At 74.2% G+C, this 3,654-nt stretch carries 1 protein-coding gene; it reads left to right on the top strand.

Annotated elements, in window-relative coordinates; all coding sequences use genetic code 11:
- Positions 1–97: 97 nt before the first annotated feature.
- Positions 98–3,654: alpha-(1->3)-arabinofuranosyltransferase domain-containing protein (locus ACY5KJ_RS07580; RefSeq protein ID WP_462203058.1), on the top strand; the 3,557-nt coding region annotated here is incomplete at its 3' end.

The raw sequence follows: 3,654 nt of genomic DNA, 5'->3' as shown, positions 1-3,654 counted from the left end.
CCGTCACCCTCCCCGGCCGTCGCAGCCCCGGCCGTCGCCGCGTCGCCGCGACACGCGGACGTCACGGTGGCCCCTGTTCGGCATGGCCGCCGGCTTCATGGTGCTCTCTCTGCTCCAGGCCCCCGGCAAGCTGACCGCTGACACCAAGCTGGACGTCCCCCTCGACCCGTGGGGCTTCATGGGGCGGGCCACCCATCTGTGGAACTCCCTCGCCGAGTTCGGCTACCTGCCCAACCAGTACGTCGGCTACCTGTTCCCGATGGGACCGTTCTTCGGCGCCGGTGACCTGCTCGGGATACCCGCCTGGATCACCCAGCGGCTGTGGATCGCGCTGATCCTCACCGTCTCCGCCTGGGGGGTCGTGCGGCTGGCCGAGGCCCTGCGGCTCGGCGTGCCGCACACCCGGGTGCTCGCCGGACTCGCCTACACCCTGTCCCCGATGTTCCTCGGCAAGATCGGGGCGACCTCCGTGGCGCTCGCGGGCGCCGCCATGCTCCCGTGGATCACCCTGCCGCTCATCCTCGCGCTGCGTCCGGACGGCGCCCTCGGCGCCGACACCGGTACGGCCGCCGCCACCAGTACCACGGCCGCCACCACGACCATCAGTACCACGGCGGCCGATGATGTCGATGCTGCTGACGATCCCGCCCTGGACCCGGGCCGGCGGCTGTCCCCGCGACGGGCGGCCGCCCTGTCCGGACTCGCCATCCTGGGCACCGGCGGAATCAATGCGACGGTCACGCTGTGCGTCCTGCTCTGTCCGGCGGTGGTCCTCGTGTTCGCCGGCGGCACCCGCCGGGCCTGGGCGCTGCGGGCCTGGTGGGTCGTCGCCGTCATCCTCGCCTCGGCCTGGTGGCTGCTGGCGCTGATGGTGCAGGCTCGCTACGGGCTGGACTTCCTCGCGTTCACCGAGACCGCCCAGACGACCACGGCGACGACGTCGGTGGCGGAAGCCCTGCGCGGCGCGACGGACTGGCTGGCGTACGTCCAGCTGCCCAGGCCCTGGCTGCCGGCCGCCACCGAGTACGTGTCCCGGCCGGTGCCGATCATCGGATCGGCAGCCGTGGCGGCGATCGGGCTGTGGGGGCTGTCCCGGGCCGATCTGCCCGCCCGCCGGTTCCTGCTGGTGACGTTGGCCGCCGGCACGGTCTCGGTGGCCGCGGCCTATCCGGGGCATCCGGGCAGCCCGCTGGCGGGCGCGGTGCGGGACCTGCTCGGTGACCAGCTGGGCTTCCTGCGCAACGTCTACAAGTTCCAGCCGGTGGTGCGGCTGCCGATCGCGTTGGGGATCGCGCACGCCCTGACGGTCCGACCTGTCAGCCTCACCGCCCGTGTGCGGAGATGGACGACCCGCGGGGCTTCCCACCGGCACGGCGGGGCTGCGGACATGATCGCGACCGCCGCGGTGAACGTCCCCGTCGTGCTGACCGTGGCCGCGCTGGTCTGCGGCATGACGCCGGCGCTCGCCGGCAGGGCGCTGCAGCCCCGGCCGTTCGCCCGGGTGCCCGACTACTGGGTGGCCGCCGCGGACTGGCTGGCCGCCCATCCCCAGGACGGCCGGGCACTGGTGCTGCCCGGCTCGCCGTTCGCCGAGTACGAGTGGGGCCGGCCGCTCGACGAGCCGCTGCAGTGGCTGGCCCGCACGCCGTGGGGGGTCCGCAGCCTGATCCCGCTCGGTGGCACGGGCGTGACCCGGCTGATGGACGGCATCGAGCGCCAGCTCGCCACCGGGTCCGCCGCGGGCCTCGCCCCGGCGCTGGCCCGGGCCGGGATCGGCCAGATCCTGCTGCGTAACGACCTGGAACAGAAGAACTGGGACGTCCCCCCGTCCACCGACGAGCTCCACCGGGCGTTGCGCTCCTCCGGTCTCACCCTGGCCGCCGCGTTCGGCCCGCAGGTGCCGGCGCGCGCCTCGGCGAAGGAGCGGCTCGTCCCGGAGCTGTGCAACCCGACCGCGCGGGTACCCGCGCTGGAGGTCTGGACCGTCCCGGGCGGCGCGAAGCTTGTCGACTCCTACCCGGCGGACACCGCCGTCGTCGTCTCCGGCGGCCCGGAGGCGACGGTGCAGCTCGCCGGGCAGGGCCTGCTGAGCAGCGACCGGGCCGCCGTGCTCGCCGCGGACCTCGCCGATCTGTCCTCCGCCGCCGTGACGTCCTCGACGAGCCCGGCGGCGATCAAGGTTGCGCCGGGGGAGGTGATCGGCCCGACGACCGCCTGGGTCGACACGGACACCCTGACCCGGCGCGACAGCACCTTCGGACTCGTCCACGACGCCGATTCGTACCTCCTCGGGCCCACCGGCACCGCGGTCGGCAAGACGGGGGAGCCCCACCAGTGGGCCGAGGCCGACGTCGCCGGCCACCAGACGGTCGCGGGTTACGTCGGCGGCATGTCCGTCACCGCGTCCTCCTACGGCTACGACCTGCTCGCCGCGCCGGACCTCGCGCCACCAGCGGCCGTCGACGGCTTCGCCGCGACCGCGTGGACGGCACAGCGCACGAAGGGCACGACGTCGGCCGGGCAGTGGATCCAGCTCGATGTCGGCCGGCGGATGACCGTGCCCTACCTCGACGTGCGGCTGCTGTCCGAGGGCTCGTGGCGGCCGGCCGTCGAGGCGCTGCGGGTGTCCAGTGAGGCGGGCTCGGTGGTCACCGAGGTGCGTCCGGTGGAGGACATCCAGCGCCTCGCCGTCCCGGCGGGGCCGAGCCGCTGGTACCGCATCACGTTCGCGCGGGTCGGCCAGGAGACCGACGACACCCTCGGCGCCGGTATTCGGGAGATCACCATCCCCGGGGTCACCTTCCGTCACTACGCGCAGCTCCCCACCGACGTGGCCCGGCGCTTCGCCGCGCCGGACGGGGGGCTGGTCGCCTTCTCGATGGCCTGGGCGCGGGTCGACCCGGCGCAGCCGTTCGGCGGCTCGGAGGAGCTGGCGCTGTCCCGGCGCTTCGAGGTGCCCCGGGACATGACGTTCACGATGAGCGGCTCGGCGAGCTTCATCCCCCCGCCGCGGGGGACACCCCCAGCGGGTGACACTCCGTTGCTGGTCGACTGCGGCCGGGGCCCCACCCTGGTCGTTGACGGCACCCGTTACCCCCTGCGGATCTCCGGCCGGGAGAGCGACGTCACCTCGGTGCGGCCGGTGCGGGTGTCGCTGTGCACCGACGGCGGCACGCTGCGGCTCTCGGCGGGGCCGCACCTGCTCGGCGTTGACCAGGGGCCAACCTCCATCCTCGTCGACGCGATCGCGCTGGTCGGATCGGGCGCCCAGGTGAGAGCGGCCACGCCGCGGGCGACGACGGTGCACGAGTGGACGGCGGAGCACCGGACGGTCCAGATCGGCGCCGGTGGCCGCGCCTTCCTCGCCGTCCGGGAGAACGCCAACTCCTCGTGGACCGCGAAGCTGAACGGCGCGGCGTTGACCCCGTTGCGCCTCGACGGCTGGCAGCAGGGCTGGATCGTCCCGGCCGGCGCCGGCGGCACGATCGTCATCGACAACGCGCTCGGTGCGGAATACCGCCGCAACCTGGTGGTGGGGCTGTTGCTGGTCGTGGTGCTGGTCGTGCTCGCGGTGCTGCCCGCCCGGTTCCGGCTACGGCCACGATCCGACGAGAACGGCTATCCGGCGCTGCTGAGGCCGCGCCGCCTGCGCCG

This window comes from Frankia sp. CcWB3, assembly GCF_977927595.1.
Note: the sequence above shows the minus strand (reverse complement) of the source record. Positions and strands in the feature narration are given on the sequence as shown.